This is a genomic window from Nocardia sp. NPDC006630, from assembly GCF_040611495.1.
Taxonomy (GTDB): Bacteria; Actinomycetota; Actinomycetes; order Mycobacteriales; family Mycobacteriaceae; genus Nocardia.
Window position 1 is genome coordinate 622,539 of the sequence record NZ_JBEXOK010000002.1, and the last position, 15,527, is coordinate 638,065.

Genomic DNA, 15,527 nt, shown 5'->3' on the forward strand with positions numbered 1-15,527 from the left:
GTCGCAATCAAAACACGCGTGATTCGAAAATGACGGGCAATCGTCACCGACCAGGGCACACAACGAGACCTTCGGGCCCGTAACCGAGACCCTTCGGTGGACTTACCGAGACCTTGCACGCAACTTGCCCCAGGTTTTTCGTAGAGTGTGACCGTGGTTTCACTGATCACCCAAGGCAGACCGACCGACCCCAAGGGGCGGCCCTTCATTCGGCGACGCTGGGAGCCGTGGGCAGCCATGGTGGCCGTCATCGCCGTGATCTGCGTCGGTGTGTGGTTTCGCGCACTGACGACGACCGAGGCCGATCCCGGTGCAATGGCGTGCAATTCGCCCAGTCCCGCCTCCAGCACCTCGGCGCCCGCGCCGGTGCCGCTGGGGCAGCGCGTATCACCCTCCAGACTGCGCGACGTCGAACCAGTACCGCTGGCGCAGGCAAAAGTGCGCGTGTTCAATGCCAACGGCCAGCGCGGGCAGGCAGCGCACGTTGCCTCCGAGCTGGGCGATCTCGGCTTTGCCAGCGCACCGGACGTTCAGGTGGGCAATGACCCGGTCTACGTCAACGGCGATCTGGAGTGCACCGGCCAGATTCGCTTCGGCGTGAACGGGCGGCCCGCCGCGGCGGCCGCGCAGCTGGTCACGCCGTGCGCCGAGCTCATCGAGGATCAGCGCACCGACGACACCGTGGATATGGTGCTCGGCTCACTGTTCCGCGATATCCAGCTGGGGACCGATGCCGAGGAGGTGCTCAAGTCACTGAAGAATCCGGCGCCGGGCAGCGCCCCCGCCATCGATCCGAAGCTGCTCGACGCGGCCCGGCACGCGAAGTGCTGATGCCTCTGCACTGAGTGCCGTACCGCGCGACGGCGGTACCGGGCCGACCATCCGGCGGCCGAAAAACCAAGTGTCCGTGACCGTTTCATCACACGATCGTTCGACAACCGAATCCTGGATCGCCGCGCCCGATGGGCGCGGCGATCAGTATTTCCGGACTCTGCGGCAACTTTGCGGCCTCGAGCTGTCTAGCCCGCTGTCCTCACTCCGGGATAGGGGTGGTGACACCGATTCGCTCGAGTAGACCGCTCAGTTCGTCGGCAATTCCGGGCGCGGCGGCCACCACCAATTCGCCCGCCGAACCGGACGCCGTCGGTGCCGGCAGGGTCAGCCGCGCGCCCGCCTCAGCGGCGATGAGCGCGCCCGCGGCCCAATCCCACAGGTTCAGGCCGTGCTCGTAGTGGGCGTCCACGCGCCCCTCCGCCACCATGCACAGATCGAGTGCGGCCGAGCCGAGGCGCCGAATGTCGCGAATCTGTGGCAACAGTTCCGCGATCAGTTCACCCTGCCTCGCGCGACGCTTCGGGGCGTACGCGAATCCGGTGGCGAGCAGGGCCATCGACACCGACTCGACCGGATTGCAGCGCAGCGGAATCGGTTCGCCGCCAAGAGGAGTCCGGTGCGCGCCCAGGCCGAGCCCGGCGCTGTAGGTCGCTCCGGCCACGACATCCGCCACGGCTCCGGCGACCGATCGGCCGCCGCGCACGGCCGCCACCGAGACCGAGTACGCGGGGATGCCGTAGACGAAATTGACCGTGCCGTCGATCGGATCGACGACCCACTGCACGGCGTCCGGATCATCGGCGAGGGTGCCGCCGTCCTCCTCGCCGAGGACGAGATCGCCCGGGCGCAGTTCGGCGACGAGCTTGCGGACCAGCGCCTCGGTTTCGGTATCGACGATGGTCACGGGGTCGGTGGGGGTGCTCTTGGACTGCACGGCGTCATCCGCGACAGCGCCCGGCCCGAAGACCTCGGGGCGGCGCGCCCGCACATGTGCGGCGGCGGTTTCGGCCAGATGTACCGCCACGCGCCGCAGTTCGGCGATGTCGGTCCCGTCGGAGGTCAGGGTGGTGTTCGATGCGGTGGAGGTGAAATCGGATTCCGGCACGTGGACCATCGCAGCACAGATCCCGCACACCTCGCATTAGGCTTGTCGGGCACATCACTGGGAGAACGAGGAGTCGTCATGTCCGCTCGGGGGCACGGGTTCGGTATCGACATCGGCGGTAGCGGCGTCAAGGGCGCTGCGGTCGATCTGGCCACCGGGGAGCTGATCCAGGAGCGCATCAAGGTGGCGACGCCGCATCCGGCCACGCCGAGCGCGGTCGCGGAGACCGTCGCGAAGGTGGTCGCGCAATCGGGTTGGGACGGTCCGGTCGGCATCACCATGCCGAGCGTGATCATCGGCGGTGTCGTGCGCACCGCGGCCAATATCGACAAGTCCTGGATCGGCACCGATGCCCGGGCGCTTTTCTCGCAGGCGCTCGGCGGCCGTGAGGTGACAGTGCTCAACGACGCGGACGCCGCGGGCATGGCCGAGGACCGCTACGGCGCGGCAAAGGATCTCGACGGTCTGGTAATGCTGCTCACCTTCGGCACGGGCATCGGATCGGCCGTGATGTACAACGGCGTGCTCATGCCCAACAGCGAACTCGGGCATATCGAGGTGGGTGGTCAGGAGGCCGAGCACCGGGCCGCCGCATCGATCAAGGATCGCGACGGCCTGACCTACGCGCAATGGGCGGTCGAGGTCAGTAAGGTGCTGGTCACGCTGGAAAATCTGTTCTGGCCGAACGTGTTCGTGGCGGGTGGCGGCATCAGTCGCGACTACGCTGAATGGATTCCGTTGCTGACCAACCGAACCCCCGTCGTCGCGGCCGATTTGAAGAACACCGCGGGCATCGTGGGAGCGGCAATGGCCGTGTCTGCCGGTATCGCGCCATAAGTACGCTGGTTCGATCGTTACAATGGAAGAAGCTCCGGCGGTGCGCCGGTGAAAACAACCCGGCACCAGCGCCGGTTACCCCCCTACAGACCGCTCCGCCGGATCACCACTCTGGCGTGACGCCGCACGAGACCGTCACGAAAGGGCGTACGTGGTAGCCACGAATACCCGAGAGACCGCCGAATCGGCCGACGAAGCCGACTCCGCAGACATCACCGCAGCACGGCCGGTCAAAAAGGCTGCCGCTAAGAAAGCCCCGGCCAAGAAGGCGGTGGCCAAAAAAGTCGCAGCCAAGAAGGCCCCTGCTAAAAAGGCTCCGGCCAAGAAGGCGGCAGCCAAGAAGGCCGGCAGCAAGGGCGAGGGCGACGACGGCGACGTCGATGTGAGCACCGACGAAGAGTCGGTGGACCTCGCTGACCTCGGCGACCTGGAGGTCGATGAGACCGACCTGGTCGAGGAGGATCTCGCCGAGGACGATGCCGAAGAGGCCGAGACCCCGGCGGCGGGCGAGGAAGCCGAAGAGGCCGAGGAGCCCACCGCCAAGGACAAGGCGTCGGGCGACTTCGTCTGGGACGAGGAGGAATCCGAGGCCCTGCGGCAGGCTCGCAAGGACGCGGAGCTCACCGCTTCCGCCGACTCGGTGCGCGCCTACCTCAAGCAGATCGGCAAGGTCGCGCTGCTCAACGCGGAGGAGGAGGTCGAGCTCGCCAAGCGCATCGAGGCCGGCCTCTACGCCACCGAGAAGCTGCGCGAGTTCGCCGAAAAGGGCGAGAAGCTCACCGTTCAGCTGCGCCGCGACCTGCAGTGGATCATGCGCGATGGCAATCGCGCCAAGAACCACCTGCTGGAAGCCAACCTACGACTGGTGGTTTCGCTCGCGAAGCGCTACACCGGCCGCGGTATGGCGTTCCTGGATCTCATCCAGGAGGGCAACCTGGGTCTGATCCGCGCGGTCGAGAAGTTCGACTACACCAAGGGCTACAAGTTCTCCACGTATGCCACCTGGTGGATCCGTCAGGCGATCACCCGCGCCATGGCCGATCAGGCCCGCACCATCCGCATCCCGGTGCATATGGTCGAGGTCATCAACAAGCTGGGCCGTATCCAGCGTGAGCTGCTGCAGGATCTGGGCCGCGAGCCCACTCCCGAAGAGCTCGCCAAGGAAATGGACATCACGCCCGAGAAGGTGCTGGAGATCCAGCAGTACGCGCGTGAACCCATCTCCCTCGATCAGACGATCGGCGACGAAGGCGACAGCCAGCTCGGCGATTTCATCGAGGACTCCGAAGCCGTCGTCGCGGTAGACGCCGTCAGCTTCACCCTCCTCCAGGACCAACTCCAGTCGGTCCTGGAAACCCTCTCCGAGCGCGAGGCAGGTGTAGTCCGACTCCGCTTCGGCCTCACCGACGGCCAGCCCCGCACCCTGGACGAGATCGGCCAGGTCTACGGCGTCACGCGCGAGCGCATCCGCCAGATCGAGTCGAAGACCATGAGCAAACTGCGCCACCCCAGCCGCTCCCAGGTATTGCGCGACTACCTGGACTGAGTTGTTGTCGAGAAAGGCCCCCTGAGCTGCTGCTTCGGGGGACTTTCTCGTTTTTCGACAGGCACAGCGCTCTCAGTCAAGGTATTGGGATGGGGAGAGATCGCTCAATCGATCTCGCGCAGAACGTAAGTCAGGCGAGACCGTCAAGTCGTACGGCCGGGGTGTCCGCGCGTTCCTGGAGTGGTGCGAGGCTAAGAGCGAGCCACCGATCTTGGAGCGAACGAGGGTCAATGCGTTCGTCGCCGACTTGCTGGCCGCCGGCCTGGAGGCGTCCACAGTTCGAGCCCGACAGCTCGGACTACCCCGATTCTCGGCATGGCTGACCGAAGAAGGCGAACTCGATTCCGACCCCCTCTTCGGCCTGAAGGCGCCCAAAACTTGACGAGAAGATGGTTCCATCCCTCTCGGATGACCAACTGCGCCAGCTCCTCAAGGCGTGCAGTGGCAAAGACTTTCGAGAGCGGCGTGACGAGGCAGTCGTCCGACCGATGATCGAGTCCGCGATGCGAGCGGGCGAACGCGTCGGAATCCAGTTGCCAGACTTGGACCTTCAGCGCGGACTCGTCATCATCCAACGCGGCAAAGGTGGCAAGGGCCGCGTCGTTCCCCTCGGCCCCCAGACAGGACGCACTCTTGACCGATACATCAGAATCCGCTGCAGCCACCGTCTCGCCGACTCCCCCAACTTGTGGCTCAGCGACCGCGGCAAAGGCTTCGGCTACTACGCGCTATACAACACTCTCACTTACAGAGCCGAATTGGGTGGAATTCCAGACTTCCACCCTCACGTTCTAAGCACACCGGCGCCTCCCGCTGGCTCGGCACCGGCGGAACCGAAGGCGGACTCATGGCCATCGCCGGTTGGAGCACACGCGACATGATCGACCGCTACACCCGATCGACCGCCGCAGCCCGGGCCGCCGATGAAGCGCGTGGACTGAATCTTGGCGACCTGTAGCCGAACTCACTCGAAGCCGCCACTAACTTACGAATGCTCTTGTCGTACAAGCTTTTCCAGCATGGCGACGAAACAGGCTCACGATCAACATGTCAGCGGTCGAGGTGGACAACTCTCCACCGTTGGTGTGTAAAACCAGTTCAGAACTAACCGTTCACGAACGGCGGCGACCTGCCAATACCTGATCAAACATTGGTACTGGTCAGGCATCTGCGCGATCCGCGTTCAGGATAGGAATGGACACAAGAACCCGCGTCTGGAAACTCATCTGCCCCATGTTTGCCCCACGACAGCGAACCTACTGCCCCACGTCCCATGAATTGGCGGTTGATGAGCGGGCCACGACAGCGGCGAGCAACGCACTGGGCGCGTACACCTAAGGATTACGAGTTCAGAGGAGCCTGACACTGCGCTGACCAGCGAAAATGCTGTTCCTCAGCGAGCGAAACGCGAGAATACATCACTCTTCCACCTTCGACGCGGCAGACCAAGTTTCAGCCGGATCGAGCTCGGCTTCGCACTGGCCAGTCGGCGACAATCCGGGTGTTGGCACTGAAACGCATCAGACCGGACATAACCGGTCGACTGGTTTGTTGATGTAGCACCGCAATCGCTCTAGCTTTCGGCTGCGATTCGCTGCCTGAGTGTGCGCTACTCGACAGTGTCGGACTGTGGTAATCGTGACGTCTAGTTGGAGCGACACGACACGACACGCCGTACCCTTGCCTCAAAAAAGTGTCAGGTAAGGCACCATCCATACATGGTAGTGGCGCTAAGCGCATTCTGGAGCTATACGCGCGACGACGACGAGTGCTCTGACAGACATGTAACGAAGCTCTCGAAACAGATCAGTCGCGCTTTCAAACTAATTAATGGCAACCCTCTTCAAGTATTTATTGATCGAGACAGTATTGAGTGGGGAGAAGAGTGGAAAACGAGGATTGACAACTCCATCCATGGAGCTACGCTGTTCATTCCGATAATCACGCCTTCTTACCTGCGCAGCAGCGCATGCCGCTATGAGTTTCTCACATTTTGGAGTAAATCTCGTCCTTCAAATCTTACGCAACTGGTACTGCCCATCGTATATGCGGATACTGATATGAATGTAGATTCCGACGATGAGATCGTTTCAATCATCAGTAGCTTGCAGTGCGAATTTTGGCATGAAACTCGACTCGAAGACGAATCGTCTAGCGTATACAAACGAGCCGTACATGATCTGGCGGTTCGAATTAAGCAGATATCCGATTCAATGGAATCCATCCCGGAAATAGTTTCTACTAGCGATAATCCGGATGATAGCGGAACTGGAGATGGAAGTCGCGTTGAAGATGAGGACGATGAACCTGGAATTCTAGAGCGGATAGCAGAGCTTGAGGAGCATGCCGAAATATGGCCTAGAACGGTCGAGGACATGACTGCGGCGATAAATTCATTAAGTGCAGCCATGGATGCATGCCAGCCCGATCTTGAAGATGCTAAACGCTCTTCACAAATGTCTCAACGCCTCGTGATATTCAGGCGTATCTCAAACCGCCTCTTGCCGCCGAGCAATGATTTCCACCAGGCTGCCGAGGTGTACAAGAATACTATGATAGCCATGGACGTAGGCTTCAGTGCGTTTATTCAGCACGCGAAGATGGCACCGTCGGAGGATCGAGAAGGTGTCGCCGATTTGGCGGACACGATCCAAGGTATGCACGAAGCGGTCACGCAGGCTCTTTCTGAATCAAAACCGCTGGCTGAGGCGATGGAGACTGCGTCGACGATGAGTCGTGACATGAGAAAGCCGAGCAGGGCCATCACTTCTGGTTTGCGAATGGTGGCGGATACTCAAACTATCATCGAGAACTGGTTAACCGGCCTACGGGGCTCTAAGTAAAAGAATATTTGCGGCGAAAGTCTTTCCGGGAGCTATATATGGTTGCGAATGAAGATTCTATAGAGCGCTATGCCGAGAGGTTGTCGGACGGTTCATATGAGTGGTACGTTAAAGCCTCGAAGAAATCGCGTCGATATCATCGAACTACTGAGATCATGCAACTAGTAGGATCTGCCTCAATCTCTGTCCTTGCGGTGATATTTTCAGGAAACACGGTTATTCCGGCCATTATTGGCGCCCTTATTGTTATCGTGACCGGATTGCGATCGCTTTTTCACTGGCAAGAAAACTACCTACGCTTCAGCAAAGCGCGTGAGGATGTAGAAGCTGAACGTAGAAGGTACCGGACTGAAATGTCACCTTATTGCGACTCAGCGACGCGCGGTCAACGGTTGGTAGAGGCGATTACAATGATCGAGAATGGAGAGATGGCCGGTTGGTTAGATGTTGCGGGACGGCGAACTTCTACCATAATTGAGCAAAAATCGGCTGCAGGTGAAATTCCCACCAAAGGCAATAATAGTTCCTGACACAATTTGTTTATCAAGCAGCTATACTCTACCCTTTCCGGAGTTGATTTATACAATTCAGCAATGGCGAGGAAGGGGCTGAGGTAAGTATCACGCCTCCCCTTGAATTTAACCGAATCGAATTGTCCGAACTCCTGATGCGATACCCTACTGGTTCAATCCCAGTATCGCGCACCAACGTACGACCAGGTCAGGCCCGGTATCCACCGGGCCTTTCTTGCGTCGTGAACTCAATGTGAACTGAGGGGCATGAACTCAGTGTGAACTGAGTCCCGGGTGCCAGGTTCGCCGTCGACATCGAACGCCCCACCGCAGTTGCCGCAGTAGATCAGCCCGGCTTCGAACACACTCGGCGAGACCCGAATCTTCCGGCCACACGCACACGCGGCGGACATCCCGTTGTTGTTGGACTTGCGTCCGCCGCGTCGATCGGGTTCCCGCCGGCGGTACGCCACCAAGGCGAAGGTCAACTCCTCCAGCTCCTCCTTGTACAGCTCTCGGGTCTTGTCCGGCACCGTGGTGACCGACCATCCGATCTTCGGGTGATGAACAAGGGTGAGCCCGAGCTCTTCTCCCAGGGCGCGGTATCGGTCGTTGTGCCACCGCCCCTGTCGGCTGGTGTCCTTGATGCCACGAGTGACCGCGACACCATGGCCGGCCTCATGCAACAGAGTGCCGAGGACATCAGCCCCACCGCGCTGGAGTCCTTCACCTCCGATGAACAGTTCGTGGAGCTCGTACTCGCCCCGTATCCATCGGTCCGGCGCGAAGTGCCCGAGTGTCAGATCACTTCCGCCGGTTGATCCTGAGCCCACGGTGAGTACCACCTCTGGTACGTCGGGGTGGTGGGATCGGATTGCCGCCCAAGCGCTTTCCAGTGCGGTGACGAGTAGACCGGTGATGGTGTCGGAGTCAGTCATGATCTCCGGGTCCTTCCGCGATGTTTTGACACGTACGTGTCAACCTGCCGCGCAATGGCTTTGACACGTACGTGTCAACGAATGGGGTCTCGACAGAGCGTGGATTTCCTGGGCGCGCGCCGCGCTCTATCGGGGCAGGCCCTGCGCCTGCCCCTAACGCCTGTCCAAGGCGTCGCAGAGGCTCCCGGCCGAGGAGGAATTTCCCATCGCCCTACGGTCACTGAATTTGCGGGCCAGGCGGGGAAATTCGTCCTCGGGCTGGAGGGGCGACGCCGATACAATGCGGCGCGCGCCCAGGGAATCCCCCGCAGGACAACACACTCCGGTCCACCCACCGGACTACCGAACGCGACCACCTGCACCGGGCACAGCCACATCCGCGCAACCCATGACACCGGACGTCACCACCGCGCCAGCGTTCCGAACGCCACCACGCAGTCCACCGCCACGTACGCACCCATCGTTACCCGACGCAACCACGCACCCAACAGCAACGCTTATTACCCAACGCAACCTACTTACTTACTACTTACTCACTCTTCTTCTCTTACTTTCTTACTTACCCCCCGCCCCGCCCCTTCTCTCTCAACTTCTCTCAGAGATCACCAAATACACACTGATGGAGGTATTTGGTGATCTCTGAGAGAAGTTGACGAAACCCCAGGTCAAGAGGCGGGGCGGGGGTAGAACTAGGGCAGAACTCGGGTACTGATCTCCCGCGTTCTACCCGCGTTTTTCCTCGATGTGCCGACTTGCACCCTGCTCTCACCGATCGTGCGCCTGTTTCTGCCCGGGTTTTCCCGGGTTTTGCCACCGGTTTCGGATCGTCCGGTCTATGGCCGGCCTCGGTATCGGGCCGATGTTTCCGCGGCCCGCCGCGTCCGGAGTGGGGTGGGGCGCGTGATTGTGTCAGCGCCGCCCCTCACGCCAAGCACGAATTTCCCCGCCCGGCCCGGTGGCCATCGCGGCGGTCTCGGAACGGGAAATTCCTACTCGGCGTGAGCCTCTCGGGCGGCGCCAGCGGACAGCTGGTGACGGGCAGGCGGGGCCTGCCCGCACTCTCCACGCACCCCACCCCACGCCTGCGCTAACCGCCGGCGTCCGCAAAATCGTTGAGCCGTGAAGGCATCGGTGGACTCCAGGACCGGTGCGAACACCGCCGGTAGCGCAAAGACGTGCGCTCGAATGGGTCACCACCGACTGGCCATTCCGTTGGTAGCTCGGTTGCGGCTCTTCACATCCCGCCAAGGTCTTGACCGAGACGGTGCCCTATGGCCTGGTGCCGATTCGTCAACTTCTGACAATGAACGCCAGTGCGAGTTCTACTGTCTACATATGCGACTCGCGCTCGTCTGCACGCTTGCGGTTCTGTTCTCGGCGGGCTGCTCATCATCCGCAACCGGCAGTCCTGCTACGACTACAGCAGCTCCGCCTTCTTACGCTGGGAAGCCAGGTGCTCCCATCCACGCGTCGGCTCGCAACGGTGCTACCGCCGACATCACTATGGGCAGCGTCGCGTGGGTGCCGCATTGCGCTGGTCAACTACCCTGCGGCGTCTTTGAACTCATATTCGCCGGTACATCGGCGCAACCGTTCAAGTACACCGAGGACTTCGTCACGGCCGGTTACGGCTGGCCCACTACCCATGGGGAGGGGTGGGGCGCTGACCCAATGGTCAACTATTCGGCGATCAACAAAGTGCCACCGCTGCGCTCCGGTCAGGTGACCACGGGCCAGACGGTCCATGCGTTTGTCGCAATCATGCTCGGCGAAGAAACACAGTGGTACGTAACGGTTAAAGATCCGGACGACGTCAGCAACGTCGAGGCTGGGTGGGCCGTCCACGCCTGATCCATCTGGGGTAGCCATGGGCTGACACCCTAGGCCGCGGGGCATGACCCTTCCGGCGGCGAAGACCGCGGCTGGATCACTCCGAACCAGCATCGAACCCATATTCTTGCCCGTGTCGTACCGATGGGGACTGCGAGACCGACCTCATTAGATGCCACGCTCCGTCGCCGGATTTTCCTTTGCTGCTTGCGATTTGGGCGAAGGCGAGAGTACAGGCAGACTATGAGAGATCTGGTACCGGCCGGTCGCGTGACGTAGTTGAGGTCGCTAGGGCGCGGCGAAAGGGCCACGGTCTCCTGCGGACTACGCTCAGATCTGAGGCATCGAGTTCCACTCTCGCCGCTTCTAAGAATGGTTCACGGTGTTCCTTCATGAACGTCCAAACCGTCTGCCCCGTTGGCAGGTCGCCCCATACTGATTCGTTCATTCGGAACGTGTAAGCCAGTGCCCTGCTACGCAGTTCAGCGCTGCCGATGACCTCTATACACTTGTATCGAAACCAGGTTTGATGCATGGCCTCGCGCGCCTGATTCTCGTCAAACCCCTTGCCTAGGTGCTTGAGGTCCGCGACTTCATCAGCAACCTGTGCGGCGTCGAGGAAGGCATAGATGGCGTCTCGTCGATCTGCTCGCAAAGTCAGGCGGTGACTTGCACGGGACAAGGCAGAGTTCGTATGCATCGCCATAAATTGGGCTGTGAGCGTTCCGACGGTGCCGATCGCTACCCCAACAAGTGGACCGACAATCGACCAGCTCATCTTGGCAATGGTAGTCGCCAGCAAGAGGTTCTGACCTCACATGGTGAACACCTGGGAGCTACCCGCTGCTGCCGGGTCTGCGCTTGCCGCTGGCGGTTGGGATCGAAGAAGAACGGAGCCACTTGGTTTTTGCACCAGATTTCCCAGTGCCAGAGGGCCTTTCCACACCCCTCGGTGCCGTCCGGACACCTCAGTCAAGGATATCGGCGGGTCTCACGCTCACCCACCACCTCGATTGTCCAGTGCCAGCACAGCGCACAACCCTTCCTAGTGCGCGACTACCTGGACTAGGTTGTTTGTCGAGAAAGGCCCCCTGAGCTGACGCTTCGGGGGCCTTTCTCGTATTTGCCGAATGTCGCAGTGCGGCAACAAGAACACGCCCTTCTTCTTCGCGCTCGCCGAGGGCGGGTATCACACTGGAGTCCTATTCCGTGTCATACCAAGGGGTTACAGGCGACGAGAATTTGGGCGATAGCTTCGGGGTATCGAAATCGGCGCCCTGCTCCGGCATCGACCGGCCGGCATCGTCGACGGACGGAGGTGGCGTCTCGGGCTCAGCTCTCAGGAAGATCTATGTCGACACCTGCGTTGGTCCCCGAGTCCTCTCCACGGTCGCCGCGGCGCGGCGCTGATGGTGATTACGCCCGTTTGCTGCGTCGGATCTCCGATGCGGGGCTGATGGAGCGACGTCCCGTCTATTACGCGATCCGGCTGAGTCTCGTCGGGGTCGCGTTCGTGGCGGGCTGGACCGCTTTTGTCCTGATCGGCGATTCGTGGTGGACGCTACTGGTCGCGGGGTTCATGGCGGTGACGTTCGCTCAGGTCGCACTCGTCATGCATGATGTCGCGCACCGCCAGGTCTTCCGGCTCCGGCGGCCGACGGAACTCGTCGGACGATTCGTCGGCAATGCCGGCATCGGTCTTGGCTACGGCTGGTGGCAGGACAAGCACACCCGGCATCACGCCAACCCGAACCACGAGGAGCTCGATCCCGATGTCGCGCCCGACATTCTGGTCTGGTCGCAACGGCAGGCACGGTCCAGCCGGGGTCTGGCCCGGCTCATCGGGCGGGCGCAGGCGTTCCTGTTCTTTCCCCTGCTATTGCTGGAGGGCCTGAACCTCCATGTGGCCGGCGTGCGTGCGCTCGGAAATCGGTCGGTCAAACACCGCTGGTGGGAAGGCGCGCTGCTGTTCGCCCACTTCGCCGTCTACCTGACCGCGCTGTTCGCAGTTCTGCCCGCCGACAAAGCCTTTGCGTTTCTGGCCGTCCATCAGGGCCTCTTCGGCCTTTACATGGGCTGCCTCTTCGCCCCGAACCACAAGGGCATGCCGACCCTGACCGGCGACGACCGCCCCGACTACCTCCGTCGCCAGGTCCTGACTTCGCGCAACGTCCGTGGCGGCGTATTAACCGACCTAGCCCTCGGCGGCCTCAATTATCAGATCGAACACCACCTGTTCCCGAGCATGCCGACCCCGAACCTCCGTCGCGCCCGGCCGATCGTCCGCGACTACTGCACCGAAATCGATGTGCCGTACCACCAAACAGGCCTGATCTCCTCCTACCGCGAAGCACTGACCCACCTGCACCACGTCGGCGCTCCCCTCCGCACCCCCGATCGCCACCCGGATTCCGAAGTGCCACAACACAATCACTGAACGCAAGCCGAGTATCACGACGTCCCGACGCTCACTCGCCACCAATTCCGCTCTCCCCCAGAGCGAATCAGCCGCGAGTGGGCTCTGGTGGTGGCGACACGCCGTGAAGGCCCACCGCCAGAGCCCACTCGGCGATGCCGCGCAGTGCGACTCGGTTGGTCAGTGCGGCCAGCAGGCGGGGGCGGTGCTGTCCATCCAGCAGTCCGAGCTTCCGGTGGGGACCAGCAGGGGGCCGAACATTCCTAATGCCATCGAGATCAGGTACATGGCTTTGAACCTTTCGCAATTTGGACTAGGACCGGGACAGTAGTTTGCGGTTGTGCGGGTGGGCAGCCCCGACTCCCAGGGGCCCCTTTTCCGGGGTCAGGGGTAGGCGAGGACGCGACTTCCCAAGGAGAGTGAAGGTGAGGCAGATTGTCCCTGCTTCGACGCGGCGAGCCCGCAGTGTCGTAGTCGAACCGTATTGTCCGGAGCATGACCGATATCGCTCCCCTGGCCGCGTTCGCACGGGCGAAATTCGGCGACCCCGGTGTGCACGCCATCGTCAGGAACGGGCGGACCGTGCATGCCGTCGGGCTCGGACAGTGGGTCGGCACCGAGGAAGTGCCGGAGCTGTTGTGTCACACCGGGGTTGCGGGGTGGTCTCCCAATGCGTTGCAGCCGACTCGCGCGGATGTCACATGCGTGCGCTGCCTGCGGAGCCTCTACGGCGAGGGCGAGAGCGATCCGTCGCAGCTGTCGCTGTTCAGCAGGGATTGGCAGGCCGAGTAGCCGGCTGGGCAACATATGGGCCGCCTGCGCATCGCGCGGCGGCCCTGTTTCACGCTTTCAGACGACGGTGGTGAGTCAGTCGCCCGCTACTACTTCGTTCAGTTTGCCGGTCGCGACGTCGAAGACGAAGCCGCGGATATTGTCCTTGTGCGGGATGTACGGGCTGGCGATGATGCGTGAGATGGATTGGCGGACATCGGTTTCCAGGTCGGTGAAGGACTCCGCAGCCCATTCCGGTTTGATACCGGTGTCTTGCTGGATGGCGGCTTTGAAGTCGTCGTCGGTGAAAGTCAGCATGCCGCAGTCGGTGTGGTGGATGAGGATGATCTCGCGGGTGCCGAGCAGGCGCTGGCTGATCGCGAGGGAACGGATCTCGTCGGCGGTGATGACGCCGCCCGCATTGCGGATCACATGCGCTTCACCATCCCCCAGGCCGAGCACCGCGTAGACGTTGATTCGCGCATCCATGCACGCGACGACGGCGACACCCTGCGACGGCGGCAGCGGCAGCGGGCCGGTGAAGGTGCCGGCATAGGTCGAATTGTTCTGCAGGTACTGCTCGGTGGCGGTCATAGTGGCCCCTTGCGCTCGGTATGCGTCAATCCCTATATGTGCCGCGACTCACGGTAGGCATTTCCGGGGGCAAAGAAACCGGTCCGGCTCAGGGAGATTCAAACGGTTGCCGACGTCTGCAATCTCAGCCAGCTAACTTTCAGAAACCATGATGTTTCAATTTCCCAATCGGGCAGGTGACCGGTACTCTTCGCTCGCAAACGCGATCCGCGAAACCCCTGTTCTGGCAATGGAGTTCGAGTGCTGGAAATTCACCACTTCACTTACGGGTGGGTTACCCCCGTAGTGGCCTACATCATGTCCGTCATCGGTTGCCTGCTCGGGTTGCGATGCACTGTTCGCGCGCGATCCGGAGAAGGCCGCCGGGGGTGGCTGATCGCCGCCGCGGTCGCCATCGGCGGCACCGGCGTATGGGTGATGCATTTCGTCGCCATGCTGGGGTTCTCGATCCACGGAGCGAATATTCGCTACAACGTGCCGATCACACTACTCAGCGCGGCGATCGCCATTGCGGTGGTGTGGGCGGGGCTGTGGATCGTGGCCTCCACACGGTGGGGTGGCTGGGAACTACTCGCCGGCGGCACGGTGACCGGGCTGGGCGTGAGTGCCATGCACTACGCGGGCATGTACGCCATGAACTCGGACGCGGCGATCGACTACAGCCCCGGGCTGGTCGCCTTGTCGGTGGTGATCGGCGTGGTGGCGTCGATCGTGGCGCTGTGGTTCACCTTGAATATCAACAGGATTCTCGCCACCGTCGGCGCCGCGCTGATCATGGGTGTCGCGGTCTGCGGCATGCATTACACCGGCATGGCGTCGATGAGCGCGCATCAAATGGACAATCCGACCCCGCCTTCGGGTGTGATCCCGTTCCAGTTGCTCGCCCCGCTGATGGTCAGCGTGACAATGGTGACCTTGATATTGGTCATTCACGTCGGGCTGACCGAGGTGGACGAGGCCAGTCGCGTTGCCGAACCGGCGCGGCCGGAACCGGCGCAGCACGACCCCTGGTCGCTTCGGTCGAGTTCCATTGCCCGCACGGACAATTCGATGGCCCCGGGCGCACGGTCCGCGTCGAGCGGTTTCGGTGCGGTCAAGCAGGATTACCGGCAGGTGCCGCAGTATCCGACCCCGCATCAGCAGCCCGAGCCGTACTACCCGAGCCAGCCGCCGCTGTACGCCCCCGAACGGCCCGGCGCCTACCCGCAGGGCGGTCTCGGAATGCCACCGGCCGGACCTTCGCCTTCCTGAGAGTCTCGCAGCGTAACTACTGAGAACACGGACCGGTTGGTCGACTTTCG

At 61.9% G+C, this 15,527-nt stretch carries 14 protein-coding genes and 1 pseudogene; 11 read left to right on the forward strand and 4 right to left on the reverse strand.

Translation table 11 applies throughout. The features are described from left to right. Positions 1-153: 153 nt before the first annotated feature. Positions 154-831 (forward strand): envelope integrity protein Cei, encoded by a 678-nt coding sequence (cei, locus tag ABZX86_RS07360; protein ID WP_355120965.1) that lies wholly within the window; start codon positions 154-156, stop codon positions 829-831. A 202-nt stretch (positions 832-1,033) separates the two neighbouring features. On the opposite strand, the gene ABZX86_RS07365 is transcribed toward cei, so the two are convergent. After that, positions 1,034-1,948, reverse strand: a complete 915-nt coding sequence (locus ABZX86_RS07365; protein ID WP_355120967.1) for an inositol monophosphatase family protein — start codon at positions 1,946-1,948, stop codon at positions 1,034-1,036. Between the two features lie 69 nt (positions 1,949-2,017). On the opposite strand from ABZX86_RS07365, the gene ppgK reads away from it, so the two are divergent. The 6 genes and pseudogenes from ppgK (at position 2,018) to ABZX86_RS07395 (ending at position 7,695) form a co-directional block, all read left to right on the forward strand. Further along, positions 2,018-2,776, forward strand: a complete 759-nt coding sequence (gene ppgK, locus ABZX86_RS07370; protein ID WP_355120969.1) for a polyphosphate--glucose phosphotransferase — start codon at positions 2,018-2,020, stop codon at positions 2,774-2,776. A 151-nt stretch (positions 2,777-2,927) separates the two neighbouring features. Then, positions 2,928-4,322 (forward strand): RNA polymerase sigma factor, encoded by a 1,395-nt coding sequence (locus ABZX86_RS07375; RefSeq protein ID WP_355120971.1) that lies wholly within the window; start codon positions 2,928-2,930, stop codon positions 4,320-4,322. Between the two features lie 133 nt (positions 4,323-4,455). Then, positions 4,456-4,704 (forward strand): annotated as a pseudogene (locus ABZX86_RS07380) (site-specific integrase); the annotation flags it as partial. 7 nt (positions 4,705-4,711) lie between these two features. After that, entirely contained in the window at positions 4,712-5,203 is a 492-nt protein-coding gene (locus tag ABZX86_RS07385; protein WP_355120973.1) for a tyrosine-type recombinase/integrase, read from the forward strand. An 837-nt stretch (positions 5,204-6,040) separates the two neighbouring features. Further along, a complete protein-coding gene (locus ABZX86_RS07390) occupies positions 6,041-7,165 on the forward strand; it encodes a TIR domain-containing protein (protein WP_355120975.1) in 1,125 nt (374 codons plus the stop codon). Positions 7,166-7,203: 38 nt separating this feature from the next. Then, the gene (locus ABZX86_RS07395; RefSeq protein WP_355120977.1) at positions 7,204-7,695 is read left to right on the forward strand and encodes a DUF4231 domain-containing protein; all 492 of its coding nucleotides are present in this window, start codon (positions 7,204-7,206) and stop codon (positions 7,693-7,695) included. A 230-nt stretch (positions 7,696-7,925) separates the two neighbouring features. Here ABZX86_RS07395 and ABZX86_RS07400 read toward each other — a convergent pair whose 3' ends face one another. Next, on the reverse strand, positions 7,926-8,615 hold the full coding sequence (locus tag ABZX86_RS07400; protein ID WP_355120979.1) for a hypothetical protein: 690 nt from the start codon (positions 8,613-8,615) through the stop codon (positions 7,926-7,928). Positions 8,616-10,118: 1,503 nt separating this feature from the next. Between ABZX86_RS07400 and ABZX86_RS07405 the strand changes: the two genes are divergently transcribed. After that, positions 10,119-10,466: a hypothetical protein gene (locus ABZX86_RS07405; RefSeq protein ID WP_355120981.1), complete on the forward strand. Its 348-nt coding sequence runs from the start codon at positions 10,119-10,121 to the stop codon at positions 10,464-10,466. Positions 10,467-10,686: 220 nt separating this feature from the next. Here the strand turns inward: ABZX86_RS07405 and ABZX86_RS07410 are convergent, their stop codons facing one another. Further along, complete coding sequence (locus ABZX86_RS07410; RefSeq protein ID WP_355120983.1) at positions 10,687-11,223, reverse strand: hypothetical protein; 537 nt, start codon at positions 11,221-11,223, stop codon at positions 10,687-10,689. A gap of 678 nt (positions 11,224-11,901) precedes the next feature. On the opposite strand from ABZX86_RS07410, the gene ABZX86_RS07415 reads away from it, so the two are divergent. Further along, positions 11,902-12,882 (forward strand): acyl-CoA desaturase, encoded by a 981-nt coding sequence (locus ABZX86_RS07415; protein WP_355120985.1) that lies wholly within the window; start codon positions 11,902-11,904, stop codon positions 12,880-12,882. Between the two features lie 474 nt (positions 12,883-13,356). Then, positions 13,357-13,653: a hypothetical protein gene (locus ABZX86_RS07420; RefSeq protein ID WP_355120987.1), complete on the forward strand. Its 297-nt coding sequence runs from the start codon at positions 13,357-13,359 to the stop codon at positions 13,651-13,653. Between the two features lie 75 nt (positions 13,654-13,728). Here the strand turns inward: ABZX86_RS07420 and ABZX86_RS07425 are convergent, their stop codons facing one another. Then, entirely contained in the window at positions 13,729-14,226 is a 498-nt protein-coding gene (locus tag ABZX86_RS07425) for a carbonic anhydrase (protein WP_355120989.1), read from the reverse strand. 240 nt (positions 14,227-14,466) lie between these two features. Here ABZX86_RS07425 and ABZX86_RS07430 point away from each other — a divergent pair, with 240 nt between their 5' ends. Next, positions 14,467-15,477: an MHYT domain-containing protein gene (locus tag ABZX86_RS07430; protein WP_355120991.1), complete on the forward strand. Its 1,011-nt coding sequence runs from the start codon at positions 14,467-14,469 to the stop codon at positions 15,475-15,477. Positions 15,478-15,527: the final 50 nt, after the last annotated feature.